The organism is Buttiauxella sp. BIGb0471, assembly GCF_024807715.1.
Taxonomy (GTDB): domain Bacteria; phylum Pseudomonadota; class Gammaproteobacteria; order Enterobacterales; family Enterobacteriaceae; genus Buttiauxella; species Buttiauxella agrestis.
On record NZ_JANUEU010000006.1, the window covers coordinates 43,703 to 69,182 of the forward strand.

Genomic DNA, 25,480 nt, shown 5'->3' on the forward strand with positions numbered 1-25,480 from the left:
CCTTATCCGACCTACAGGTTCGTCGTTCGTAGGTCGGATAAGACGCGTTAGCGTCGTCATCCGACAAATGTCAGTTCTGCAACACCGATGACACCAACAACTGGGTATACGGGTGGTGCGGATCGTCCAGCACACGGTCGGTCAGGCCGCTTTCCACCACTTGCCCCTGTTTCATCACCAGCAGGCGGTCGGCCAGCAAACGCGCCACGCCTAAATCGTGGGTAACAATCACCACCGCCAGGTTCAGCTCACGCACAAGTCCGCGCAGCAGGTCGAGCAAACGCGCCTGTACCGAAACATCCAGTCCGCCGGTTGGCTCGTCCATAAACACCAGTTTCGGGTGCGTCACCAGATTGCGGGCGATTTGCAGACGCTGCTGCATCCCGCCGGAAAAGGTGGTCGGCAGGTCGTCGATGCGCGAGGCAGGGATTTCTACCTCTTCTAACCAGCGCTCGGCGGTGGCTCGAATGTCACCGTAATGGCGTGCGCCGGTGGCCATTAAACGCTCGCCGATGTTGCCGCCAGCCGAAACATGGCGGCGCAGGCCGTCCATCGCATGTTGGTGAACCACGCCCCATTCGGTGCGCAACAGGCGGCGGCGCTCGCCTTCGCTCATGTCATATAAAGAAGAATCGAGGTAAACCACTTCGCCGTTTTGCGGGGCGAGGCGGGCGGAAATGGATTTCAGCAGCGTGGTTTTACCGGAGCCGGATTCGCCGACAATCCCCAGCACTTCGCCAGGATAAAGCTCGAATGACACGTCGCTGAAGCCTTTGCCCGGCGCGTACAGGTGGGTCAGGTTATTGACCGAAAGTAAGGGTTGAGTCATGAGCTTGCGGCCTCGCTGTTCTGGCGGCAGAAATCGGTATCGGAGCAGACGAACATGCGGTTGCCCGCGTCGTCGAGCACCACTTCGTCAAGGTAGCTGTGTTGCGAGCCGCAAATCGCGCAAGGTTCTTCCCACTGCTGGACGGTAAACGGATGGTCGTCAAAATCGAGGCTTTCGACGCGGGTGAACGGCGGCACCGCGTAGATGCGTTTTTCACGCCCGGCACCGAACAGTTGTAGCGCGGGCATCATGTCCATTTTCGGGTTGTCGAATTTCGGGATTGGCGACGGGTCCATCACGTAGCGTTCGTTCACTTTCACCGGGTAGGCGTAAGTGGTGGCGATATGGCCGAAACGGGCGATGTCTTCGTACAGTTTCACCTGCATCACGCCGTACTCTTCCAGCGCGTGCATGGTGCGGGTTTCGGTTTCGCGCGGTTCGATAAAGCGCAGCGGCTCAGGGATTGGCACCTGGTAAATCAGGATCTGGTCCTCACGAAGCGGCGTTTCCGGGATGCGGTGGCGCGTCTGAATCAGCGTCGCGTCGGCGGTGGATTCGGTAGTCGCCACGTTGGTGACGCGCTTGAAGAAGTTGCGAATCGACACCGCGTTGGTGGTGTCGTCTGCGCCCTGGTCAATCACTTTCAGCACGTCGTTTTCGCCAATCACGCTGGCAGTGATCTGGATGCCGCCGGTTCCCCAGCCATAGGGCATCGGCATTTCACGCCCGCCAAACGGCACCTGATAACCCGGAATGGCGACTGCTTTGAGAATGGCGCGGCGCAGGGTGCGTTTGGTTTGTTCATCCAGATAAGCAAAGTTGTAGCCGGAGAGTGCCTTAGTCACGATGACGTTCCTTTTGCAGACGTTTGAGCAGTTCCAGTTCGGCCTGGAAATCGACGTAGTGCGGCAGTTTCAGGTGCGAGACAAACCCGGCGGCTTCGACATTATCAGCGTGGGCCAGCACGAACTCTTCGTCCTGCGCCGGGCCTGCTACCGTTTCGTCGTAATCCGGCGCTTGCAGCGCGCGGTCAACCAGCGCCATCGCCATCGCTTTGCGTTCGCTCATGCCGAATACCAGCCCGTAGCCGCGGGTGAAGTGCGGGTCTTCATTTTCGGGGGCGACAAAACCATTGACCATTTCGCACTCGGTAATCAGCAGTTCGCCGATGTTGACCGCAAATCCCAGCTCTTCCGGCACAATTTCCATATCGATATAGCCACTACGAATCTCAGCGGCAAATGGGTGGTTGCGCCCGTAACCGCGCTGCGTGGAATAGGCGAGCGCCAGCAAATAGCCTTCGTCGCCGCGTACCAGCTGTTGCAGACGTGAGGAGCGGGAGCACGGGTAAACCGGCGGCTGGCGGGTGATGTCGTCAGGTTTCTCGCCGTTATCTTCTTCGGCTTTCGCCAGCCCCTGCTTTGCCAGCAGGCTGAATACGTGCGGCGCGGGTTCGGCGTGGTCATCAGCGGTTTTAAGCTGTGGCGCTTCGCCGTTTGCCAGCAGGGTGAAATCCAGCAGACGGTGGGTGTAATCGTAAGTCGGGCCGAGTAATTGCCCGCCCGGCACGTCTTTATAGACCGCAGAAATTCGGCGCTCGATGCGCATCTCACTGGTGTTCAGCGGCTCGCTCACCGCCAGGCGCGGCAGCGTGGTGCGATAAGCGCGCAGCAGAAAGATGGCTTCAACCATGTCGCCGCTGGCCTGTTTGATGGCGAGAGCGGCGAGTTCCCGGTCGGCAATGCCGCCTTCGGTCATCACGCGATCCACCGCCAGACCAAGCTGCTGCTCGATTTGTGCGACGCTCAATTCGGCCAGGTTCGGGCTGCCACGGCGGTTGTGTTCCTGCAATTCATGGGCGGCGGCTATTGCCTTCTCGCCCCCTTTGACGGCGACGTACATCAGCACACCTCCACATGAGTGGTGCGAGGGATCGCCAGCAGGCGGTCGCCGCAGGTGAGAATCAGGTCGATGCCCAGCGGGAACGGGTGCGGGCGCTCGGTGAGTTCGTGGATCACGCAGTCCGGCAGTTGTGGGGCAATCATGCGTTCTTCGCGAATACCCGCGCCGGTTAAGCGCAACATGCGCCCGCCGCTCAGGCTCGGCACCTGCAAAATCAGCGTGGCGCTGGTGTCGGGGGCGACGTCGGTGCCTTGCGCCAGCGCGTTCAACTGCCCGGCGGTGATTTCTGCGTCGGCAACGGCAAACTGCGCGTGTTCAGGCGTCAGGGAAATGGGGGCATTTGTATGGAATCGGACATTTTGCAGCGTGACGTCATTGCTCAGAGCGTCGCTAATCCACACCGGAGTATCGTTATCGGCAAGCGTCAGCAGCACGCTGGTGGAGGCCACATTCAGCGGTTTCCAGCCATGTTGCAGGGAATGCAGCGCGACGATTACGCCCGGCTCGCTCATCGCTTTGAGCAGGCGACGGAAGCTCTGTTGGGCATCCTGCACGGGCAGGTTGAAAGCGGTCATCAGGGTCATGCGTTATCTCCGCGAACCAGAGTGAAGAAGTCGACTCGGCTGCTGTTAATTTGGGTGCGGCGAGCAGCTAAACGCTGTTCGCGATTTGCGGCCAGAGGCGCAATGACGGTTTCTTGTAAAGTCTGGAATCGAACTTTTTCCTGCATCAGCGCGTCGATTACGGCACAGCGTTCGGCGTGGGCTTTGTCGCGCCCTAATAAGTAGCTGTAGCCGTAAGTCCCGTTGGCGAGCTGCACCACGGCGCGGGTTAGCGTGGCGTCACCGGCAAAAAAGCGTTGCCCGGTTGCGCCCATTCGCGCCTGAATTTGTGCAAGTCCGGTTTCGGCCTTGCGGATAACTTGATATTCAGGGTTGAGATTTTGTTCTGCCCAAATGGCGGCCAACTCTTGCGGCAGGCTGTGGGCGAGCACGGCCATCCACTGCTGGCGCTGTGCGGTGTCAAAATGCGGTGCGTCCATTTAGTGCTCCATGGTGAATTCAATCATGTCGGCGCGCGTCAGACTGACGGAGTATTCCGCAGGCGAGGCGTCACCTTCATGGTGGTTGAGAGTGCGCACGCACAGCAGCGGAGACATATTCGGGATCTCCAGCAGGCGACTTTCTTTGGCCTGAGCGCGGCGTGCGCTGATGCGTGTTTGGGTGCGGGTGAGGTTGATACCGAGTTGGGTCTGAATCACGTCGTGCAGCGAACCGCTGGTGAACTGTTGCAGCGTGGGCCACCAGGCAAGTTCCGCAAAGTAATGGTCAATCAGGCACACCGCGATGCCGTTAACGCGGCGCAGTGTGCGCAGGTGAATGATGTTCTCGCCTTCGGTGACGCCGAGCGCGTCTGCCACACTATTTGAGGCCGGGCGCAGTACCGCGAGTAAGCGCTCGCTGGTGGGGTGGCTTCCCTGGTCGAGCAGGTTCTGGCTAAAGCGGGCCTGGGAATTTAACGGGTAGTCGAACGGGCGCATCAGCACTAACACACCAATTCCCTGGCGGCGCTGCACCCAGCCTTTCTCAACTAACTGGTCGATGGCGCGGCGCAGCGTGTGGCGATTCACTTCATAACGCGCTGCCAGTTGGCTTTCGGCTGGCAGGTAGTCGCCACAGCGGTAGTTTTTACGCAGCTCCACTTCGAGCAGGGCGGCGATTTCCTGGTAACGCGTCGGGTAACTGGTCGGATGTCTGGATAAGTGCATTTTCAACAAAGCCTCGTTAAATGAAATGCTTACGTAACCGTTGCGACATGAAATCCAACAGGCTGACGGTGATGATGATGACAATCATCAGCGCGCAGGTTTGCTGGAACTGGAATCCACGAATCGCTTCCCAAAGTGTTACGCCAATCCCGCCTGCGCCCACCATGCCAACCACCGTTGCCGAACGGACGTTCGACTCAAAGCGATACAGCGAGTAGGAAATCAGCAGGGGCATCACTTGTGGCAGCACGCCGTAGATAATCTCTTCAAGTTTGTTGGCGCCGGTGGCGCGAATGCCTTCTACCGGGCCGGGTTCGATAGCTTCCACCGCTTCAGAAAGCAGTTTGGACAGCACGCCGGTGGTGTGAATAAACAGCGCTAAAACGCCAGCGAAGGGACCAAGGCCGACGGCGACCACGAACAGCATGGCGAACACCATTTCGTTGATGGCGCGGCAGGCGTCCATCAGGCGGCGCATCGGCTGGTAAATCCACCATGGCACCAGGTTGTCGGCGCACATCAGGCCGCAGGGAATGGACAGCACGATGGACAGCGCGGTGCCCCAGACGGCGATTTGTAGCGTGACGCCCATTTCACCGAGGTATTGTTGCCACTGGCTGAAGTCAGGCGGGAAGAAGTCGGCGGCGAAGGTCGCCATGTTGCCCGCATCGCGGAACAGAGTCAGCGGAGCCATTTCCGCGCCTTGCCAGGACGCAACGAGGACCGCTAACAAAATCGCCCAGCTCAGTAGCGAGAACCAGCTACGTTTTGGTGCGGCGACCTGAATGGTTTGTTGCATGGGGTGCTCCGTGTTTGGGTTTTGCTTAACACTGTCGGGTGACGCTGCGCTTACCCGACCTACAAGCTCTGGGCCGTAGGGGGGATAAGCGAAGCGTCATCCACCAACAATTTACTGAACCGCTTTATTCACGTTGCTCATCGCAGACAGCGCGGCGGTCAAACGATCCAGGTCACTAAGCTGGTTTTGCAGGGCAGTGACTTTGGTGGCTTTTTCCGGCTCGGCTAACCCTTTGTTGTCCTTCACACCTTGCATCTGTTTGAACAGGGCGAGCTGGCGAATTGGCACCAGTTGCAGGTCGCTGGATGGGCGGAACGGCGCCCAGGTCAGGCCTTTGAGCACCGCAGCTTCTTCTGGCGTTTTGCCGTAAGTCATGAAGAAGTCATAGATTTTGTCTTTGGTGGCTTCAGAAAGATTTTTACGCCACACGATCGGATCGCCTGGGATCAACGGGGATTTCCAGATGACTTTCAGATCTTTGAATTTCTCAGGGGCGGTTTGCTTCAAACGATCAAGGTTTTCAGTGTTGTTGGTCGCCACATCCACCTGTTTGTTCGCCACTGCCAGCGCGTTGGTTTCGTGGTTGGCATTCACTGAGCGTTTGAATTCGTTCGGTGCCGCGTTATTTTTGGCGAAAACGTAGTATCCAGGGACCAGATAACCTGAGGTTGAGTTCGGGTCGCCGTTGCCAAAAGTCAGCTCTTTGCGTTTCGCTAACATGTCCTGCAGATTATTGATTGGGCTGTCTTTGTTAACGATCAACACGCTCCAGTAACCCGGCGTTCCATCTGCCGCGACCGTCTGAGCAAACACCTGGCCGTTGGCGCGATCCACCGCTTCCATGGCCGAAAGGTTGCCGTACCAGGCGATATCCACTTTGTTAAAACGCATACCCTGAATGATCCCGGCGTAGTCCGGCGCGAAGAAAGCATTCACTTTCACGCCCAGTTTCTTCTCCATATCCTTCAGGAACGGGTCCCACTGCGGTTTCAGGTTTTGCTGGGATTCGGTGGAGATAATGCCGAAGTTCAGGGACTTTTCTTGCTCATCCGCATGGGCTGCGTTGAACAGGGCGCTAACGCTCAGGAGGCTGGTAAAGGCGAGTGCTTTTACGGCTTTGTAGCTCATGGCTGACTATTCCTTGAAGTAGATAGCAAAGTGGTTAAGCAGCAACCGCATCAACGCGATTTATGCTGCGGTAAAGATTTCCCAGCCGTTCGTTGTCGAACGCCGAGCTGCTTCCGTCGTAAAAAACATGACCCTGGCGCAGGGCGACAATGCGTTCGCAATAGCGCAGGGCGTAATCCACCTGATGCAGCGTCACGACTACGGTGATGCCGTCCAGACGGTTAATGTCATGCAGCGTTTCCATCACGATGCGTGCGGATTCCGGGTCGAGTGAGGCAATCGGCTCATCGGCCAGAATCACTTTCGCCTGCTGCATCAGCGCCCGGGCAATCGCCACGCGCTGCTGTTGCCCACCGGACAGGGTGGAGACGCGTTGATACGCAAATTGCGCCATGCCGACGCGGGTCAGCGCCTGCAACGCACGTTGCTTTTGTTCGCGGGTAAACCAGTTAAAACAGGTGCGCCAGAACGGCGTGGCACCGAGCGCACCAATCAGCACGTTTTCGAGTACCGTCAGGCGATTCACCAGGTTGAACTGCTGGAAGATGTAGCCGGTGTGAGCACGACTCTGCCGGATATCGCTTGCCAGGCGGCCCGCTTTTTGGACGGTGCGGCCAAGCAATTCAACATGACAATCGGCTGATTTATCAGAAGTAATCAGGCCGCTCAGATGACGTAAGAGAGTGGATTTGCCTGAACCAGACGGCCCCAGCAAAGCGACCATCTCACCTTCATTGACTTCCAAATCAACAGCATTTAATGCCTGATGCTGGTTGAAGGTTTTGCTCAGTTTGTTGACGCGAATAATAGTTTGCATCACACGGCTCCTTAAAAAGTTGCCTCATGGTGCCGATGAAATGTGACGATTTTGTTAAGGATAAGTTTCGGTATGATGAAGAGTGAGTCTCAGCCTGGAAGTCATCAGGCTAATCAACTATTTGTCGTATTGTTTAGCGTCTCGTTTTTGGCTTTGCTTACAGATACCCTCTGGCCTTGGGAATTCAGCAATGAGCAAAAATATTATTTTTTGTGCCGATGGCACATGGAGCGCTCCTGGTGTTGAAGAACAAGCGGATGACGAAGCCGCGGCAAGTAATGTTTATCAGTTATTCGTTGATTTAAAAGGTGCTGTAGACCAGCAAAGTTTGCTACTGGCAAATGAACAAGAAAAGACCCTTACCGATAACAGCGGCAATGTGCTGCAAGTGGCCAAATATATTCATGGCATGGGCGATCCGCATAACGGCCTGGTAAAACGCCTGGGCGGCGCATTTGGTGCGAGCCTGATCATTCCGATCATTCGTGGCTATACGTTTATTAGCCGCCACTGGCAGCCTGGCGACCGGATTTATATTGTCGGATTTAGCCACGGGGCTTATACCGCGCGAATACTGGCAGAAATGATCGTCGATCGTGGGTTGCTCAACCGCGACAGGCTGCATTTAAACGTGCGCAATAAAGAAGAAGCCTGGCGTTTTGGTTCGTCCATCTGGGCGCAATATCTGGCTCATGCGCCGGATATGAGCCCGAGTATTTTGGGCAGCGTATTGCGTGAGCTGCCTGGGTTTTTCTGCGACAGCGTTGATCCCACTTGTATTACGCGCCCGGCTTCCATTGAAGCGGTTGCGGTCTGGGAAACCGTCGGGCAGATGGGCATTCCTAAATATTTCAACGACAAGCGCTACGGTATTTTTCGATTTAACAGTACAGAGCTGCATTCGCGCGTCAAATACGGGCTACAGGCGATTGCAATAGATGAACAGCGCGTCGATTTAACCCCGGTGCTGTGGGATAACCGCGACCGTATTTTGCAGGTGATGTTTCCGGGTATTCATCATGATGTGGGCGGTTATTACAGCGGCACTGATGAAGATCGCTGTTTGTCTAATGGCGCGTATTTGTGGATGCACGATGCGCTCGATGATTTGGGTATTCATTTGGCGCGGGGCGAAGTGGTGTCTGATGCGCTTGGCCCGATGCACTGCGAATGGTATCCGCCAACACGCTATTTGCGCATCATGCCGCGCCAGCTTCCTGCCCCCGTCAGCTCGTCAATGATGGTGCATCAGTCGGTTATCGAGCGGCTTAATGGGGGAAAAACGTTGCTGCAACAGTCGGCGGTAAGCGGGGAGTGGCAGACCGGACCTTATGTTCCGCACCCATTGCTGGATTACCTGCATGCGGCAAACGTGATTCCCATTAATTGGGCGATTGCGCGGTAAAAAGTGTTACCCATGTGCCCGGTTTGTACCGCTAGCGTCATCCACCCTTTTCGTCAGATTTGTCGGATGACGCTGCGCTTATCCGACCTACTTTTGGCATCAGGTCGAACCGGTTACATCGGTTTTTCGACATTCACCATCCACGGAATACCGTATTTATCGGTCAACATGCCAAAGCCTTTTGCCCAGAAGGTTTCCCCCCACGGCATGGTGACATCGCCTCCGGCAGAGAGGCTATCAAACCAGCGTTTGCCCTCGTCGACATCTTTGCTGGTAAGACTCAGCGCGTAACCCGTGTGTTTCACTTTATCGGCGCACATATTGCCGTCACTCATCATCACTTCGCCGCCGCTAATACGTACATTGGCATGCATGATTTTATCGTCAGGCCAGTTAAATCCGCTGCCGCAACCCTCGGCGGTGTCGCTTGCTTCATCCTTCGGCATTTCGCCAAAAGTCATTTTAAACAGTAACTCAGCACCGACGGCTTGCTTGTAGAACTCGATAGCTTCTTCGCAGGTGCCGTCAAAAAAGATGTAGGGGCCAATAGACATGGTCAAATTCCTCATAGAGAGAGATTATTTTATGGACAGAACAAGTTTAGATGCGGGGCGCGGGGCTAGCCAGGCGGGGGAGGGGGAATGGTGGATGACGCTGCGCTTATCTACCCTACAACAACCCTTCGTAGGTCGGATAAGCGCAGCGTCATCCGACACTAAGTTAGTTCTTTTTAACGAACTCCGACTTCAGCTTCATCGGGCCAAAACCATCAATCTTGCAATCAATGTTATGGTCGCCTTCAACCAGACGGATCCCTTTGACTTTAGTACCAATCTTCAACATTGAAGAGCTGCCTTTAACCTTCAAATCTTTCACTACGGTGACGTTATCGCCGTCAGCCAGCAGATTACCGTTGGCATCTTTAACAATCAGCTGATCGCTGTCTTGCGCAGGTTCGGCATCATTCCATTCATGGGCACATTCCGGACAAATAAACATACCGTTGTCTTCGTAGGTGTACTCGGAATTGCATTTCGGGCAGTGAGGGAGAGTCATAAATAATATCCTCAAAAATAGCGGCGTTCCGCCAAAAGTGGCGCGATTATACATTAAAACCCTGGTTTTGTCGGGACTACTGCTGTAATGCTGAGTGCTTTCAGACATACAGCAATAAGAAAGTGCTATTTTAAAACGTTATTTAATTGCCAAATTCGCGACGAAAATACAGAATTGGATTATCAAAATGCGTTATTGTATTCTTTTCCGAGTTATTCAACTGGCGACTCGTCCAGGTCTTTTCTATATGAAAAATTAGTCTTAATTATAATATTAACGAATAAATGATTTCCGCACGTAATTATAATTACCGGTACTGCATTCCCACAAAAATATAAAGACTTTTAAAAATCCGCGTAATTTGATTTAAGTAAGGATTTTTTATGCACGCACAAGCGATATTTGAGTTAAGTCAGGAAGCAGAACGGTTATTGCAACTCGCCCTGCAAAACCTGAATACTTTAAAAACGACCTCTTTTACGACACAGCATAACAATAATTATTTCGCTCAACCGTCAACAGGCAAGCTTGCAGCCTCGCAATTTTGCCCACGCAGCATTCAGGCGCAACAGGCGCTGCTGCAAAATGAGCTACGGAAAATAACCCAGCATGAAATGGTGCTGGCGATAGTCGGAACGGTAAAAGCGGGAAAATCCACCACCATCAATGCCATTATTGGGACGGAAGTTTTGCCTAATCGCAACCGTCCGATGACGGCATTACCGACGCTTATTCGCCATACGCCCGGCCAGCGTGAACCGGTGCTGCATTTTCCCTATGTTCAGCCCATTGAAAAGCTGATGGAGATATTGCAAACCCGTTTGCAACAAACTGACAGCGAAACGCTGACAAAACATCTGGAAATTGACAAGGATATGGCGGGGTTATTAACCCGAATTGCCGAGGGAAATTCATTCGCTAAGCATTATCTTGGTGCGCAGCCAATATTTCATTGCCTGAAAAGCTTGAATGACCTGGTGCGTTTATCTAAAGCGCTGGATGTACCTTTTCCTTTTAAAGCGTATGCGGCGATTGAACATGTTCCGGTCATTGAAGTGGAATTTGTCCATCTTGCCGGAATGGATGAATCCCATGGCCAACTGACATTATTAGATACGCCTGGACCAAATGAAGCCGGGCAACCCCATTTGCAAAAAATGCTTCAGGAACAACTGGCGCAGGCATCGGCTGTGCTGGCGGTGCTGGATTACACCCAATTAAAATCGGTTTCTGATGAAGATGTGCGTAAAGCTATTCTGGGTGCAGGAACTTCCGTCCCGCTCTATGCGCTGGTGAATAAGTTTGACCAGAAAGATCGTAATAGCGACGACGAAGAACAAATTAAAGCGCTGATTTCCGGCACCTTAATGAAAGGGGCAATCGATCCCAGCCATGTTTTCCCGGTGTCATCTATGTGGGGATATCTGTCCAATCGCGCTCGCCATGAACTGACATTACACGGCAAATTACCGCCTCCCAATGAGCAGCGCTGGGTGCAGGATTTTGCCGACGCCGCACTTGGCCGTCGCTGGCGCAATGAAGATCTGGCGGATACTGATGCCTTACGCCAGGCGGCAGAATTACTGTGGGAAGATTCAATGTTTGAAGCGCCGATCAAAACGGTGCTTCACGCCGCTCATGCTAATGCGTCGATGTACGGACTGCGTTCTGCCTGCCAGAAACTGCTCAATTACACCCAGCGCGCGGAAGACTACCTGAATTTCCGTTGCCAGGGCCTGCACGTTGCCAGCGAGCAGTTGCAGCAAAATATCGCAGCGCTTGAAGATGACATGAATCTGGCGGCGTCCAGCCAGCAGACGGCGAATATCGTGGCACGCAATAACGTCAACCAGGCGATTGATGCGATGGGCGATTTTATTCGTCGCTATGAACAGCAAATTATCAGCCATATCGAAGATTACTTTCGCAATGGCATGGTGCCCGAGAAACTCACTCGCCAGGCGCTCTCGTTTGGCACTCAGCGCGGGCGCGATTTTGACGCCCGCCATGCCTCTCTCAGTTTTGACGACGAGCCTTCGGCGCAAATCGCGCTGCACAGAATTCGCGCTTCATGCGAAGTCATTCTGACTGCCGCACAGGAAAAGATGACCGAGGAATTAACTCATCTTTTCAGTTATCTCGAAGTCGAACTGGCCGATACGCTGCGAAATACCCTCAAACCGATTGAATGTCGCGTCGCGCAGGGGCTAACACAGGCCGGATTTCGCACTAATATTAGCCTGCCGGTGTTTCACGTCGGCTTATTAAACTTCAATGCTAATCAGGCGTTTAACGAGCTTATTGAAGAGCAGGATATTCCCGTCGCGCGATTACGCCGCCCGGAGGGAATGCGTGGAACGGTGGCTCGCTGGCTCAATAGCGACGACTGGGGCTGGGAAGGCTACACGGTGATGCAAAGCCGCTACGTGATTTCCCTGGCCGATGTGCAACGCAGGCTGTGCCAGCACGTGGCTGAGTTCTTGTTGCAGCTTAATCAGAACATGGCGGCACAAATCGAAATGTCTGTGACGGAGGGAATGACCGCCTTCTTCGCTGATTTTTCGCAGGCGCTGGATGCAATCCGCCTGAACCTGCAACAAAGCCTGATGGCACGTTCGCAAAATGAAGAGGCGGTGATGATCTTGCGCCAGCAGCTTCAACAATGTGTCCGAACCACACGCTACATCCACGAGGACACCCGCCTGTTGCGGGATGATATTCAGACGCTTTTTACGGTAGAACAGCAATGAGTGGTTTATTACCCGGAACGCAAACACGCGCTTTGGAATGTGTTGCAGAGAAGTTTGTCGTCGACTTTGCCAGAAACAGTGGTGCCATGCGCGAGTCGTGGCGCAGTCAGCACAGCAAAGCCTTTTATCAACGTCTGACGAAGGAATTCATCGGCCAAAGCCAGTTGCAGAAATGGGCGCTGGACGACGTATTACTTGATGCACCAGAAGTCACGCTGGCGATGCTCGGACAGCTTTGCCAGCGGGTTGCCAAAAAGCACCGGGCGCTGGTCAGGGTTCATGAGAGCATGCGTACGCGTGTACCCCATGATTTTCCTGAGATTCGCCAGCAATTCGTGCAGTTACAACAACTGCTTGCGCAGCGTATCGACAAACTGGAAATTCAATTAAACGGCAGCGATATGACCCATCTGGGGCTGGTGCATTGCGAGCAGGTTATTGCCCGCTGGCAGTCCGGGCATTACTCGGCATTTTCTCCGGCCGGTCGCTGTTATATCGCGCTACAAGAGCTGTATTGGGGCGCGTTTGGCGAGGCGCTACGCTTCGGTAATGCGTTGCAAACCACGGAGTTAATCGAGCAAGCACGTGCGCTGGCTATCAGGCAATTAGCGCAAGATGTGAATGCGTCTGTCCGCACCCGCCATTACTACTATGAATGGCTGATGTTCCCAACAACGCCCGAAATGATGGAAAGCAAAGAAGCGCTGGCATGGCTTGGTGATGATTGTGACGGCGAAAAACACCCGGTTAGTTTTGCTACAACGCAAACACACCAGGGCGTTTCACTGGGGATGCCGCGTATTTGTTCGGCAATGCGATTGGGTAGTGCGATGGTCGATGAGGTTTTTAATTAAAATAACGAATAACCGTAATGACTTCTGGAATATATTTATATTCCAGAAGTCATAATGTTCAGCGATATAATCCTATAACCTCGCAAATATGAATAATATTTTCGACAGAAGTAACAACCCTATCTTACTGTTTATCATGCCTAAAAATTAAGAAGTACCATCATCTGCCTGAAAGTACCAATTGTTAAAATTCATTCTGTGTTGTCCCTCTCTTGCTGCTTTTTACGGCGCGCCGCAAAATCTAATTTAACGCATGTCGAGCAGAACAAGATTTATTACAAAAGGGGATATGATGAAGAAGATCTTTTTATGCTGTGCAGCCGGAATGTCTACCAGCATGTTAGTGGAAAAAATGAAGCAGTCCGCCACTCAACGCGATATTACCGTTGAAATTACGGCGGTGCCGGTTTCTGATTTTGACCAAATCATCACCGAAGCAGATGTCATTTTGCTGGGTCCGCAGGTGAAATTTCAACTGAAGAGTTTATCTACCGCTGCCGCTGCGCACGGCGTCCCTGTTGCAGCCATTGATATGATGCAGTATGGCTCTATGCAAGGTGACAAAGTGCTGGATCACGCCCTGTCTTTACTGAATAAACCACAATAAGGGCAGGCTATGAAATACGATTTTCCTGATAATTTCTGGTGGGGAACCGCCACCAGTGCAACACAATCCGAAGGGCATAAATCCGGTGATGGTAAAGGGGAGAATATCTGGGATTATGCCTCGCACCATTTTAATCAGCGATTTCATAATGGTGTAACTGCCGATGACACCTCGACCTTTTACCAGAATTATCGGGAAGATATTCAGCTTGCCAAAAATATCGGTCTGAACTCGTTTCGTACCTCTATTTCCTGGTCACGATTAATCCCTGATGGTGATGGGGAAATTAACCCGCAGGCAGTCGATTTTTACAATTCAGTCATCAACGAACTGCATGACCAGGGTATTGAACCGTTTATCAACCTGTATCATTTTGATATGCCGATGGTGCTTCAGGAAAAAGGCGGATTTGAAAACCGTGAAGTCGTGGATGCGTTCGCCCGATATGCGGAAATTTGCTTCGACCTATTTGGCGATCGCGTCCGTTATTGGTTCACGTTTAATGAGCCGCTTATCCCGGCAGAAGCCGGATATTTGCATCCGCGTCATTATCCGTATGTGACCAATTTCCGTCGTGCAGCTCAGGTGCTCCATCATATTGTACTGGCGCACTGCAAAGCCGTTGCGGCCTGGCGTCGTATGAATTTGCCGGGAAAAATCGGCATTATTATGGATGTTATTCCGGTCTATCCGCGCAGTGATTCACCGGAGGATTTACACGCCGCAGAAATGGCAGACTTGTTTTATACCCGCAGTATTAATGAACCTATTTTGCTGGGGCGATATCCTGACGAACTGATAGCGCTGCTGAAAGAACACGATCAGCTGCCGCAGAGTTTACCGGGTGACTGCGAGCTTATTGCCGGCACCAAAATTGATTTACTGGGAATAAATTACTACCGCCCTCGCCGCGTCAAAGCACGTGAAACTCTACTCGAAGAACCGCATGGTTTTGTGCCGGAACGTTTTTTTGAAGAATACATCATGCCGGGTCGCAGGATGAATACATCCCGTGGCATTGAGATTTATCCCGCAGCGCTTTATGACATTGCGATGGTGGTGAAAGAGCGTTACGGCAATTTACCGTGGTTTGTTTCTGAAAACGGAATCGGTATTTCTGATGAAGAACAGTTCATGGTTAACGGCCAGGTTCAGGATGATTATCGTATTGAATTCCTTCAGGAACATCTGAGCTATTTACATAAAGCAATGGCTGATGGCAGCAACTGCCTGGGCTATCAAATGTGGACGTTTATCGACTGCTGGTCATGGCAAAATGCCTATAAAAACCGCTACGGCTTTTATCGCCTGGATTTAGAAACTCAGCAACGCTCATTGAAAAAGTCAGGGCTTTGGTTCCGTTCGGTAATTGAAAATAATGGCTTCGAGAGGGCATAAGATGTCTTACTTTGAAAGACTGGCTGAAAAGATGCTCCCGGTGGCGAATGCCATCGGAAATCAGCGTCATATGCAGGCAATCCGCAACGGGCTGATTTCTATTTTGCCACTGACGATTGTGGGTTCATTTTTCGTTATTTTGCTCAATATTCCGATCAAAGGTTATATGGACTTTATCGCGCCATGGCGCGATATGCTGGATGTTCCCTTTCGCTTCACCGTCGGGTTGATGTCGCTGTATGCCGCTTTTACCATCGGTTCGTTCCTCGGGAAAAGTTACAAGCTCAATGATATTACCAGCGGGCTATTAGCGATGCTGGCGACGCTGCTGATGATTGTACCCGTCAACATTAAACAAGGGGTTACTGTTGCTGGAGATGTGGTGTCGGGGCGTTATATTCCAATCACATCGTTAAGTTCCCAGGGGTTATTTGGCGCAATTATTTCATCGTTAATCGCCATCGAGATTTATCGCTTTATAAAAGTCAGAAATATCGAAATTAAAATGCCGGAAGGAGTGCCACCGGTGGTAGCCAGCTCGTTCTCAGCGTTGTTCCCGACGCTCGCCGTGGTGCTGGTTTTCTGGATCCCGCGTCACTTCTTTAATATCGATATTAACGCCATTATCAGCTTCATTATTATGCCGCTCAAAGGGTTTATGACCGGCACGAATCTGTTTGGCGGTATTGTGACTCAATTCTTTATCGACCTGTTCTGGGTGTTTGGTATCCACGGTCATGCAGTGATGGGGCCACTGATTCGTCCACTTTGGGATCAGGCGATTGTGCAGAATATGGAGATGTTCCAGGCCGGAACCAGTGCTTATGAGCTGCCAAATATCTTCACCGAGCAATTCTTCCAGTGGTATGCGCAGATGGGCGGGACGGGCTCCACACTGGCGTTAGTGGTGCTGTTTATTCGTTCTAAAGCGATATATCTGAAACAGTTGGGGAAACTATCGTTTATTCCAGGGTTATTTAATATCAATGAGCCAATGATATTTGGTGCTCCGATAGTAATGAACCCGATTCTGGCGGTGCCGTTTATTCTGGCACCGATGGTGAATACGGTAGTGGTGTATCTGTTTACCATCACCGGGCTTATTCCGCGCATGATGGTGAAACCGCCGTTTACCATTCCAGCCCCGCTCGGCGCGTTGATTACCACCAACTGGAACCTGATTGCCTGCGGGCTGGTGTTTATCTGCTTCTTTATTTCTCTGGCGATTTATTACCCGTTCTTCAAGGTATACGAGAAAAAAATGCTGGAAACTCAACAGCAGCAACAAGAAGAAGAGAAAGCAAAGCAACTGGCTGATGCATAAAACTGACTCAGTGTGTTCACGCCTACATGGGAAGGAATTTTCCCGTCTCATGTAGGCGTGAGACGGTTGTATTCAAAAATAACAATTAAGATTCTAACGTAATAATTGAAATCCCAATCCTACATATGTAGTCCAAATAGATCATTCAAATATGATCGAAATCATTTTTTCCCATTATTCCTACAGGGTGTAAATATTTAAGAACACTTTGCCAGTGATGTTAAAATTTAATCTACGCCAGAATCATCTCTAAAAGTAATAATATTACGCGCTTCGCTGTTTCCTTTTCATACCAGGATGTTTTAACGCAATGAACGCGATAATCGTTGACGATCACCCATTGGCGCGCATAGCCATTCGCAATTTGCTGGACACCAATGGCATCACTGTCACCACCGAGCTGGACAGCGGTGAGCAGGTGGTGCAAACCGTAGAAAGACTCAAACCTGAACTGCTGATTATTGACGTCGATATCCCCGGTATTAGCGGTATCGAAGTGCTGGAGCAATTACGAAAGCGGCACTATCTCGGCATTATTATTATCATCTCTGCCAAGAATGAACTGTTCTACGGTAAGCGTAGCGCCGAATTTGGTGCCAATGGATTTGTGAGCAAAAAAGAGGGGATGAACAATATCCTCGCGGCTATCGAGGCGGCAAAAAATGGCTACAGTTATTTTCCTTTCTCTCTCGAACGCTTTAGCGGTTCGACCCTCACCGAACAGGATAAGCTGGATACCTTATCTACCCAGGAGATGAAGGTATTACGCTATATCCTCAATGGCATTGATTACACCACCATTGCCAGCAAAATGAATATCAGTAATAAAACCGTGAGCACCTATAAAAGCCGCTTAATGGAAAAGTTAGACTGTTCTTCATTAATGGAACTTTACGATTACGCGCAAAGAAATAAAATAGGGTAATACGATGCGATCTGGTTTATCTATTTATCTGGTAGCACTGTTTTGCTTAAGTATATTTTCGGTTCCGGCGGCGACGCATTCCATTGAGCTGAAAAGTAATTATCATCCGGCGCAACTGGATGTCCGTTTAAACGCTGAAGAAACGCGTTGGCTGGCGCATAAAAACACCTTAACGATCGGTACCTGGTTGCCGGAAGTCTCGCCTATTGATTACGAAAGCGGTGGCGAACTTTACCAGGGCGTGAATGCGGATTACCTCGCGTTGCTGCAAAAAAATATCAACACTAAAATCGCTATCAAACAATATGATAACGAAAAAGAAGCGTTGGCTGCGCTATCGCGAAATGAAGTCGATACTTTGCTGACTCAACTCTCCGACCGTGAAGAGGTTGGTAGCCATTTGCTGCGCACCTCCGCGCTGATTAAGACCTGGCCGACGCTGGTCACTTCGCTCAAAAACACGCTGCTGCCGCTCAAGAGTGACAAACAAGTTACGGTGGCTTGTGTGCGCGGTTGTTCGTTTCTCGATGTGATTAAAGTGGCTTTCCCGAAAGCTAAAATTACCTTTTACGATAGTGATTATCAGGCGCTGTCATCGGTCATGTCCGGGGTTAACCAATATTTTATTGGCAACAATGTCACCACCGGGAATTGCATCTCGAAATATTTCTCACAATCGCTGGTTATTACTCACTACTTTAATAAACAGGAGCAATATAACTATTTTGTTACCAGCCAGAATCAACCGCTATTGCGAAATATCCTTGAGCGTTTCATTACTTCTATCAGCAACGAAACGCATATGCGGGTGATGCAGAACTGGTTGAATCGCGGCAATCTCTCCTATCTTAATTCGCCGATCCCTTTTAGCCGTGAAGAGGAAGAGTGGCTTAAAAAGCACCCTAAAGTCCGGGTGTTGATTAACCCGAACTACCCGCCGTTTACGCTGGTCGATAGTGACGGTGAATTGCGCGGGATTATGGCGGATTTACTCAATATTATTCAGTTGCAAACCGGCCTTGAGTTTCAACCAGTCATCGTCAATTCCAACCGTGAAATGACGGAGAAAATGAAGCCGGGTCAATGGGATATGATTCCTGCTGCCACGCTCAGCAGTGAGCCGCAGCGCTTTATCTCGTTTAGCGACCCGCTGATGAATGTCTCGTTTGTGCTGGTGACTGCACACCGCGAAAACGCCAGTCTGCTGCTTGCAAAACCGCAGCGCATTGCCGTGGCCGCAGGGCAAATTTTGACGCGTGATTTAAGGCAACGCTTCCCGCATGCGACCTGGGTTGAAACGGACAATGTCAGCGTGGCGATGAAAATGGTTGAGGAGGGCGAAGTTGACGCCGCGATTACTACCGAGCTTTCCGCGCGTTATATGATTGACCATTACTACCCGCAGAATATGCACTACATGCGGTTGCCGGGCATGCCGAGTGCGTCGCTGAGTTTTGCGATGGCGCGTGACGAACCAGAACTCAAGTCTATTTTGGGTAAGGCGCTACAGGCGATTCCTCCGCGCGACATTCTCCAAATGACGGAGAAGTGGTCGAAAATATCCAGCGTGCAAATCGATACCTGGAGCCTGTACAGCAAGCAGTTTTATCAACTGGTGATTTTCGCGTTGGTGTTGATTGCCATCAGCCTCGCCTGGGGGCTGTCGCTGTCGCGAGAAGTGCGTAAAAGAAAACAATCCCAACGTGAACTTGAAGAACAGCTTTACCTCAAAGAGGCACTTTCTCACGAGTTAGAAGCGGAAAAAGATAAAGCCATTCAGGCGACTAAAGCGAAAAGCCGGTTCCTGGCGAGCATGAGCCATGAACTGCGCACGCCGGTGAGTTCAATAGTCGGTTTTTTAGAGTTGCTGTCCGGGTCAGATCTCAGTGCCAGCCAGCGTAAAGAAGCGATAGCCCTGGCGGGAGCAACGGCGCAATCATTGCTGGGGCTGATTGGTAAGATTCTGGATGTCGATAAAATTGAGTCCGGTAAATATCAAATTGCTCCGCAATGGACGGATTTATCGCAACTGATCGACTTACAGTGCCATTCGTTCGATGCGCTTGCCCGGCAAAAAGGGATTGCGCTGCGTTGCATCAGCCATCTGGCTGCCGACCAGCGGGTGTTGGTTGATCCGCAGGCATTGCGGCAAATACTCACGAATCTGGTGGGAAATGCGCTGAAATTTACCGAAAAAGGGCATATCCAGGTTTCGGTTAGCCTGATTCCTGAAGATGAAAAACACGGCATGCTGGTTGTCACGGTGAGTGATACCGGCTGCGGCATTAGCCCGGAAGAACAGGAGATGCTGTTCCACCGTTATGCGCAGGCGCGCCAGGGGCGCGAACAAACTGGCTCGGGCTTAGGGCTGGTTATCTGCAAAGAGCTGGTGACGCTGATGGGCGGCACCCTTGAGCTGACTAGCCGCCAGTCGCAGGGCACCACTTTTACGATAACGCTGGACGTTGAAACCGGGCGCCAAACGCTGACGCCGACGCGTGATACTCCCGCAGCGCTATCGCCTCTGCCGCGTTTGTCGATTCTGATTGCGGACGATAATCCGACCAACCGTCTGTTGCTCAAGCGCCAGTTGAACGCCATTGGTTATAACGTGGATGAAGCCTGTGACGGTGAAGAAGCGGAGGCGAAAATCCTCAATAAGCCGTACGACTTGTTGATAACGGACGTCAATATGCCGAAGAAAGATGGCCTGGAATTGACGGCATCTTTACGCCGCCAGAATCAGCGCCTGCAAATTTGGGGGCTGACCGCCAGCGCGCTTTCGCAATCGCGCGAGCAATGCCTGCAAAGCGGGATGGATGAGTGCCTGTTTAAACCGGTGTCGGTTCAAACGCTGACGCATGAGTTGAGCAAACTCGATACTGGCCGTTCGTCGCCTGGCGTCACCCGCCATTTAAAACTCAGTATTCTGACCGAGAATACCGGTGGTGACAGGAAGTTAATGAATGAAATTCTGGAAACTTTCCGCGAAGCCTCTGCCAATGATTTGCAGGCGGTCGTGCGCTCCATCGAACTCGATGAGCCGCAGAAATTTTTGCACGCGTTACACCGTTTGCATGGCTCGGCGCAAATACTGGAAATCACTGCTTTGCAGAAAGTTTGCGAACCATTTGAGTCACGCCGCCATGATGCGCTGCCGCTTGAGGAGCGACGAGAGGCGTTAGAGGAAATTGCGACAGTTATGCGTGAAATCGAGGTCGAGATTGACAGTTTGATGAGCCATTAAAAATAGGTGGATGACGCTTGCGCTTATCTACCCTACGAAACCGGAATCGAAATCGTAGGTAGGGTAAGCGCAAGCGTCATCCGGCATCCAGCACGATAATTTTAGTTGCTGGCAGCAAACATTTCGCTATCCACCACGATGCCGTCTTCGGCACTTTTCAGCACCAGATTCGCTTCATAGTATTTGCCATCAGCCAGCATTTTTTGCGCTGTCGCCACCGCTTTGCGGGTTTGGTTCAGCGGCATTAAATACTGATCTTCCATCACGCCAATGCCGGCCAGTCGCAGTGTATCAATCGCGCCTTTCTGGTCGCCTTTAGCCAGTTTTGAGTTGGCAGATTTGATGGCGCTCTCTTTTTCTGGTGTCGCGATATAGTCTTCAGACAGCGCAACGGTGGCGTTAATAATCACGTACTGGTCGTCAATCATCTTCGCTTTAGCGTTGGTTTTAACGAATTTCTTCCAGTCGGTACTGTCGTCTTTCAGAAGCGTTGCGGCGTCATCTGTCAGCTTTTTGGCGCTGGCTGGAACGCCATGGAACAGCGCGAGACGTGCAAGCTGAATATCGCGCATCGCATTTGCACCCTGAACGGCAATCTGCATCACATCAGTGGCTTCTTTTTGTATCTGAGCGGTTGCCGCAGTTTGCGCCGCAGTATTTGCCGTCGCCGCCATAACCGGTGCGGAACACATCATTGTTGCCATCATGCCTGCCAGAATTAATTTTTTCATTTTCTTCTCCTTAATAAACCAGGTGGTTATCACCGAACGCCATCAGAATAAAAAATAAAGGTCACGATGAAAATCAGAGCGCCGAATGAATAATGCAGGTGCAGTCTTACAAATGTCGGAAAGCGAATACAGACGTCAGATTTAGCGTATAACAATGACCCGTCACTCTTATTTACCCGCCTGGTTGCAAGCACTACCATTTCAATCATTAACTATACGGCGGAGATGTTATGTTTATATTTAACCAATATAGAATGAAAGCGTTGAGTGAAGTTTCTCGCCTTCATTATAAAAAGCATGCTTTGGTCATGGCGATATTACTGCTTATTTGTGGTGCCTGCTGCTTACTCTTTCCCTTTATGGCTGGCATGTATCTCGCTTATATGACCGGCATGATGTTTATGATTTGCGGGTTTTATACTCTTTATTGCCTGCTGGTGTTTCGCACCCAGCACTGGAAATCGAAATTGGTTAGCGCTGTCTTCGCGATAGCGTGGCTATTGTTGGGCTACAGTTTCATCGTTAACCCGCTGGTTGGCATCAACTCTTTGTCGATTGTTTTCTGCTGTTTGTTCATTATCGGCGGGGTTTCTCGCATCGTATCCGGCTTTACTATGCGTGGCCGGGCAGGCGCAATCTGGAACGTACTCATCGGTGTCTTCGACCTGTTGATTGCCGCCATCTGGCTTGGCCTCAACCCGAGTCAATCTTATTTATTCACCACCGCCTTTATTGGCCTGGAGATGATCTTTAGCGCCGGAGGCTTTATTTCTCTGCGTAAGAAACTCTCTCTCGCTCAGCCCAAAAAATTGGCGATGAAAGATTCACAATAATCACTGTGATTATTTAATTTATATTAAGGAATAATGATGACTATGCTCAATCAGCCCGTCGAAAATGATAATGACGACGTATATGCTTCCGTAGAATTATCCACTTCATTGCCAAAAACCGCATTTCCGGTGCAGGAAAGTAACCCGCGTAATGTGTTTCACGCCATCCACGATGAATTGATGCTCGATGGTAACTCCCGTCAAAACCTGGCGACGTTTTGCCAGACCTGGGTGGATGACGAAATTCGTCAGTTGATGGATTTGTCCATCGACAAAAATATGATTGATAAAGACGAGTATCCGCAAACCGCTGAAATTGAACAGCGCTGCGTGAACATGCTGGCCGACTTGTGGCACTCACCTGCCGCCACCGACACTTTGGGTTGCTCCACAATTGGTTCTTCCGAAGCGGCGATGCTGGGCGGCCTGGCGCTGAAATGGCGCTGGCGTAAACGTCGTGAACTGGAAGGTAAATCAACCGACAAGCCAAATATGGTGTGTGGCCCGGTGCAGATTTGCTGGCACAAATTCGCCCGCTATTTTGACGTTGAGCTGCGCGAAGTGCCGCTGGACGGCGATCGCCTGATGATGACCGCAGAAGAAGCGCTGAAATACATTGATGAAAACACCATCGGCGTGGTGCCGACTCTGGGCATTACCTTCACCTGCCAGTACGAGCCGGTGAAAGAGATTCATGATGCGTTGGATGATTTGTTTGAGCGCACCGGGCTGGATATTCCAATGCACGTTGATGCGGCGAGCGGTGGTTTCCTTGCTCCATTCTGCGCACCAGAAATCGACTGGGATTTCCGTCTGCCACGCGTGAAATCTATCAATGCATCCGGCCACAAATTCGGCCTGGCCCCGCTGGGTGCGGGTTGGGTGGTATGGCGTGAAAAACAGGATCTGCCAGAGGAACTTATCTTTAACGTGAATTACCTCGGCGGCAATATGCCGACCTTTGCGCTGAATTTCTCGCGTCCGGGTGGGCAAATTGTCGCGCAGTATTACAACTTTCTGCGTCTTGGTCGTGAAGGCTACCGCAAAATTCATATGGCTTGTTACGACACCGCGCAGTACCTGGCCCGCGAAATTGCCGCCATTGGTCCGTTTGAAATCATTTTTGATGGCAGCCACAAAAACGGTATTCCGGCACTGACCTGGGCGCTGAAACCGGAACATCAGCATTGCGGTTATACCCTTTATGATCTCGCCGATCGCTTGCGCAGCCGTGGCTGGCAGGTGCCTGCTTATTCTATGCCGACCCATCGCGAAGACTTAGTGGTGCAGCGCATCCTGGTTCGCCACGGCATGAGCACTGACCTGGCTGAGTTGCTGATTGCTGACCTGAAACGCACCCTCGACGCGCTGGAAAAAAATCCCGTCACCCATTCGTTGACCGCTGAAGAAGCGGGTGGTTTTAACCACGCATGATTCATGTCGGATGACGCTAAAGCTTATCCGACCTACACAAATCATCATCCGCGGGCCGCGCTGCCTGCGGATGCGGAGAGACATATGTCCACCACAACGATAAATCCCCCAGCCCGGCAACTCACTTTGCTCGGCTTTTTTGCTATTACCGCTTCGATGGTGATGGCGGTTTATGAATATCCGACTTTTGCGACCTCAGGCTTTAGCCTGATTTTCTTCCTGCTGATGGGCGGCCTATTTTGGTTTATTCCCGTTGGCCTGTGCGCGGCTGAAATGGCAACGGTTGAAGGCTGGGAAGAGGGCGGTTTGTTCGCCTGGGTTTCCAATACGCTAGGGGAACGCTGGGGTTTTGCGGCAATTTCCTTTAGCTATTTGCAAATCGCTATCGGCTTTATTCCGATGCTTTATTTTGTGCTCGGCGCGCTTTCCTACATTCTCAACTGGCCTGCGCTGAATACCGACCCGCTGGTCAGAACCGTAGCGGCAGTGCTGATTTTGTGGGGGCTGGCGCTCACCCAATTTAAAGGCACGCGTTACACCGCCCGCATCGCAAAACTCGGTTTCTTCTTCGGGATTTTATTCCCGGCTGTCGTGCTGGTCGCGCTGGCTGTTGCCTGGTTGTATAACGGCCAGCCGCTGGCGATTGAGATGTCGGCGCACACGTTCTTCCCTGATTTTTCGCAGATTGGCACTTTAGTGGTGCTTGTGGCGTTCGTGCTCAGTTACATGGGCGTTGAAGCCTCGGCGACTCACGTCAATGAAATGACCAACCCGGCGCGCGATTACCCGCTGGCGATGATCTTACTGGTGATTGCCGCCATCGTGCTCAGTTCCGTGGGCGGGCTCTCAGTTGCGGCGGTGATCCCAGAACACGAAATTAATCTTTCTGCCGGTGTGATGCAGGCATTCAGCACGCTGATTGGTTATTACGGTCCAGGGTTTGAATGGGCGATTCGTGTGGTTGCCGCACTGTTAATGTTGGGCGTGCTGGCAGAAATCGCTTCGTGGATTGTCGGCCCATCGCGCGGCATGTTGGTGACGGCGCAAAAAGGGCTGCTGCCTGCGCGTTTTGCCAAAGTGAATAAAAATGGCGTGCCGGTCGCGCTGGTTATTTCCCAGTTAATCATTACGACTATTGCGTTGATTGTTCTCACTAATACTGGAGGGGGTAGCAATATGTCGTTCCTGATTGCCTTGTCACTCACCGTGGTGATTTATCTGTGCAGTTACCTGATGTTGTTCCTGGGATACATTCAACTGGTGCGTAAACAACGCGATAAAAAACGCGCTTTCCAGATCCCTGGTGGTCAAAAAGTCAAACTGGTGGTGGCGTGTTCCGGCCTGGTGGTTTCGGTGTTGGCGTTTGTCGTTTCGTTTATTCCACCGAGTTCTTTGCCGGGCGCACATGCTCACGATGTTTACGGCGGCTTGCTGGTTGTCTGCTTTGTGCTGGTGTTTATCCTGCCGTTTAATGTTTATCTGTTCCGCGATAAAGCCAATAAAAAACATGCGCCTGAGATGGTCCATGTGAAAGTCGATAACGCACCTGACGGGCACTTTGCGGTGCATCCGAAAGCGCGTCCTTCGCACCTGCCAAAACCTTAAAAAGGCTGTCGTGCCATCCACCGCGCAAAGTGTGGATGGCACTCTCGCTATTTTTCTTTATTGAAGGA

23 protein-coding genes are annotated in these 25,480 nt (G+C 51.6%); 11 read left to right on the plus strand and 12 right to left on the minus strand.

Features of this window, described 5'->3' with window-relative positions; genetic code table 11:
• Window positions 1–70 precede the first annotated feature (70 nt).
• The 9 genes from phnK to phnC all read right to left on the minus strand — a co-directional run bounded on the left by phnK (window position 71) and on the right by phnC (window position 7,243).
• Window positions 71–829 (minus strand): phosphonate C-P lyase system protein PhnK, encoded by a 759-nt coding sequence (gene phnK, locus M2371_RS17500; RefSeq protein WP_034492562.1) that lies wholly within the window; start codon window positions 827–829, stop codon window positions 71–73.
• Entirely contained in the window at window positions 826–1,674 is an 849-nt protein-coding gene (locus tag M2371_RS17505) for an alpha-D-ribose 1-methylphosphonate 5-phosphate C-P-lyase PhnJ (protein WP_259268316.1), read from the minus strand. The genes phnK and M2371_RS17505 overlap by 4 nt, the downstream gene beginning before the upstream one ends.
• Complete coding sequence (locus M2371_RS17510) at window positions 1,667–2,731, minus strand: carbon-phosphorus lyase complex subunit PhnI (RefSeq protein ID WP_259268317.1); 1,065 nt, start codon at window positions 2,729–2,731, stop codon at window positions 1,667–1,669. Before M2371_RS17510 ends, M2371_RS17505 begins: the two co-directional genes overlap by 8 nt.
• The gene (gene phnH / locus M2371_RS17515) at window positions 2,731–3,315 is read right to left on the minus strand and encodes a phosphonate C-P lyase system protein PhnH (RefSeq protein WP_034492569.1); all 585 of its coding nucleotides are present in this window, start codon (window positions 3,313–3,315) and stop codon (window positions 2,731–2,733) included. Before phnH ends, M2371_RS17510 begins: the two co-directional genes overlap by 1 nt.
• Window positions 3,312–3,773, minus strand: coding sequence for a phosphonate C-P lyase system protein PhnG (gene phnG / locus M2371_RS17520; RefSeq protein ID WP_034492571.1), 462 nt, complete (start codon window positions 3,771–3,773; stop codon window positions 3,312–3,314). Before phnG ends, phnH begins: the two co-directional genes overlap by 4 nt.
• On the minus strand, window positions 3,774–4,499 hold the full coding sequence (phnF, locus tag M2371_RS17525; protein WP_034492573.1) for a phosphonate metabolism transcriptional regulator PhnF: 726 nt from the start codon (window positions 4,497–4,499) through the stop codon (window positions 3,774–3,776). It abuts the gene before it with no gap.
• A gap of 16 nt (window positions 4,500–4,515) precedes the next feature.
• On the minus strand, window positions 4,516–5,298 hold the full coding sequence (phnE, locus tag M2371_RS17530) for a phosphonate ABC transporter, permease protein PhnE (protein WP_034492575.1): 783 nt from the start codon (window positions 5,296–5,298) through the stop codon (window positions 4,516–4,518).
• Window positions 5,299–5,409: 111 nt separating this feature from the next.
• Window positions 5,410–6,426 (minus strand): phosphonate ABC transporter substrate-binding protein, encoded by a 1,017-nt coding sequence (gene phnD, locus M2371_RS17535; RefSeq protein WP_259268318.1) that lies wholly within the window; start codon window positions 6,424–6,426, stop codon window positions 5,410–5,412.
• Window positions 6,427–6,460: 34 nt separating this feature from the next.
• Window positions 6,461–7,243, minus strand: a complete 783-nt coding sequence (phnC, locus tag M2371_RS17540) for a phosphonate ABC transporter ATP-binding protein (RefSeq protein WP_172895742.1) — start codon at window positions 7,241–7,243, stop codon at window positions 6,461–6,463.
• Window positions 7,244–7,433: 190 nt separating this feature from the next.
• On the opposite strand from phnC, the gene M2371_RS17545 reads away from it, so the two are divergent.
• Window positions 7,434–8,648 carry a DUF2235 domain-containing protein gene (locus tag M2371_RS17545; RefSeq protein ID WP_259268319.1) on the plus strand — a complete coding sequence of 405 codons (1,215 nt, stop codon included), beginning with the start codon at window positions 7,434–7,436 and terminating at the stop codon, window positions 8,646–8,648.
• A gap of 113 nt (window positions 8,649–8,761) precedes the next feature.
• On the opposite strand, the gene yjdN is transcribed toward M2371_RS17545, so the two are convergent.
• Window positions 8,762–9,202 (minus strand): VOC family metalloprotein YjdN, encoded by a 441-nt coding sequence (gene yjdN / locus M2371_RS17550; RefSeq protein WP_259268320.1) that lies wholly within the window; start codon window positions 9,200–9,202, stop codon window positions 8,762–8,764.
• 166 nt (window positions 9,203–9,368) lie between these two features.
• On the minus strand, window positions 9,369–9,704 hold the full coding sequence (locus M2371_RS17555) for a zinc ribbon domain-containing protein YjdM (protein WP_034492586.1): 336 nt from the start codon (window positions 9,702–9,704) through the stop codon (window positions 9,369–9,371).
• Between the two features lie 383 nt (window positions 9,705–10,087).
• Here M2371_RS17555 and M2371_RS17560 point away from each other — a divergent pair, with 383 nt between their 5' ends.
• The 7 genes from M2371_RS17560 (at window position 10,088) to M2371_RS17590 (ending at window position 20,809) form a co-directional block, all read left to right on the plus strand.
• Window positions 10,088–12,454 (plus strand): dynamin family protein, encoded by a 2,367-nt coding sequence (locus M2371_RS17560; protein ID WP_259268321.1) that lies wholly within the window; start codon window positions 10,088–10,090, stop codon window positions 12,452–12,454.
• Complete coding sequence (locus tag M2371_RS17565) at window positions 12,451–13,308, plus strand: YjcZ-like family protein (protein WP_259268322.1); 858 nt, start codon at window positions 12,451–12,453, stop codon at window positions 13,306–13,308. The genes M2371_RS17560 and M2371_RS17565 overlap by 4 nt, the downstream gene beginning before the upstream one ends.
• Window positions 13,309–13,600: 292 nt before the next feature.
• The gene (locus M2371_RS17570; protein WP_172895737.1) at window positions 13,601–13,915 is read left to right on the plus strand and encodes a PTS sugar transporter subunit IIB; all 315 of its coding nucleotides are present in this window, start codon (window positions 13,601–13,603) and stop codon (window positions 13,913–13,915) included.
• A 9-nt stretch (window positions 13,916–13,924) separates the two neighbouring features.
• Window positions 13,925–15,313 (plus strand): glycoside hydrolase family 1 protein, encoded by a 1,389-nt coding sequence (locus M2371_RS17575; RefSeq protein WP_259268323.1) that lies wholly within the window; start codon window positions 13,925–13,927, stop codon window positions 15,311–15,313.
• Window position 15,314: 1 nt separating this feature from the next.
• Entirely contained in the window at window positions 15,315–16,637 is a 1,323-nt protein-coding gene (locus M2371_RS17580) for a PTS sugar transporter subunit IIC (RefSeq protein ID WP_034492597.1), read from the plus strand.
• A 310-nt stretch (window positions 16,638–16,947) separates the two neighbouring features.
• Window positions 16,948–17,562: an acid-sensing system DNA-binding response regulator EvgA gene (gene evgA / locus M2371_RS17585; protein WP_259268324.1), complete on the plus strand. Its 615-nt coding sequence runs from the start codon at window positions 16,948–16,950 to the stop codon at window positions 17,560–17,562.
• Between the two features lie 4 nt (window positions 17,563–17,566).
• Window positions 17,567–20,809, plus strand: a complete 3,243-nt coding sequence (locus tag M2371_RS17590) for an ATP-binding protein (protein WP_259268325.1) — start codon at window positions 17,567–17,569, stop codon at window positions 20,807–20,809.
• A 101-nt stretch (window positions 20,810–20,910) separates the two neighbouring features.
• Here the strand turns inward: M2371_RS17590 and M2371_RS17595 are convergent, their stop codons facing one another.
• A complete protein-coding gene (locus M2371_RS17595) occupies window positions 20,911–21,540 on the minus strand; it encodes a YfdX family protein (RefSeq protein ID WP_172895733.1) in 630 nt (209 codons plus the stop codon).
• A 230-nt stretch (window positions 21,541–21,770) separates the two neighbouring features.
• Here M2371_RS17595 and M2371_RS17600 point away from each other — a divergent pair, with 230 nt between their 5' ends.
• From M2371_RS17600 to gadC, 3 genes are all read left to right on the plus strand, one after another.
• Window positions 21,771–22,373, plus strand: coding sequence for a DUF308 domain-containing protein (locus M2371_RS17600; protein ID WP_259268326.1), 603 nt, complete (start codon window positions 21,771–21,773; stop codon window positions 22,371–22,373).
• 42 nt (window positions 22,374–22,415) lie between these two features.
• Complete coding sequence (locus M2371_RS17605; protein WP_259268424.1) at window positions 22,416–23,807, plus strand: glutamate decarboxylase; 1,392 nt, start codon at window positions 22,416–22,418, stop codon at window positions 23,805–23,807.
• An 84-nt stretch (window positions 23,808–23,891) separates the two neighbouring features.
• Window positions 23,892–25,412: a glutamate:gamma-aminobutyrate antiporter gene (gene gadC, locus M2371_RS17610; RefSeq protein WP_172895731.1), complete on the plus strand. Its 1,521-nt coding sequence runs from the start codon at window positions 23,892–23,894 to the stop codon at window positions 25,410–25,412.
• Window positions 25,413–25,480 lie beyond the last annotated feature (68 nt).